Annotated in this window: 1 protein-coding gene; it reads left to right on the top strand. The window is 58.5% G+C overall.

Features of this window, described 5'->3' with window-relative positions:
• The coding region (aspS, locus tag A3730_RS28610) for an aspartate--tRNA ligase (RefSeq protein WP_063539423.1) at window positions 1–827 on the top strand (827 nt) is incomplete at both ends.

Below are 827 nucleotides of genomic sequence, written 5' to 3'. Positions count from 1 at the left end.
ATCTTCCTCGACCTGCGCGATCGCAATGGTCTGGTCCAGGTGGTCTTCGACCCGGATACGGTGGAAGCTTTTGCCCTGGCCGATAAAGTGCGCAGCGAGTATGTCGTGCGCCTGAGCGGCCGGGTGCGCATGCGCGACGAAGCGGTGCGTAACAGCAAGATGTCCACCGGTGACATCGAAGTGCTGGGCAAGGAACTGACTATCCTCAATGAGGCCGAGACGCCGCCGTTTGAGCTGGATGCCCATTCCGCCGCCGGTGAAGAGGTGCGCCTCAAGTACCGCTATATGGACCTGCGCCGCCCGGAAGTGCTGAAAAACTTCCAGTTTCGTTCGCGTCTGACCCATGTGGTCCGTGCCTTCCTGGAAGGCGAAGGTTTCATGGACGTGGAAACCCCGATCCTGACCCGCGCTACCCCGGAAGGGGCCCGTGACTATCTGGTACCCAGCCGGACCCATCCCGGCAGCTTCTTTGCGTTGCCGCAGTCTCCGCAGCTGTTCAAGCAGCTGTTGATGGTGGCGGGTTTTGATCGTTACTACCAGATTGCCAAGTGTTTCCGTGACGAAGACCTGCGCGCCGATCGCCAGCCGGAGTTTACCCAGATTGATTTGGAAGCTTCCTTTGTAGAGGAAGAAGACATCATGGGGATTACCGAGCGGATGGTGCGTTCGGTGTTTAAAGAATTGCTCGATGTGGAGCTGCCGGACTTTCCGCGCATGCCGTTCTCTGAAGCCATGCAGCGTTTTGGTTCCGACAAGCCGGACCTGCGTATTCCGCTGGAGCTGATCGACATCGCCGATCTGCTGGCCGGTGTGGACTTCAAGGTATT

Source organism: Alcanivorax sp. HI0044 (genome assembly GCF_001634945.1).
The sequence above is the reverse complement of the archived record's forward strand: the minus strand, read 5'-3'. Positions and strand labels throughout refer to the sequence as shown.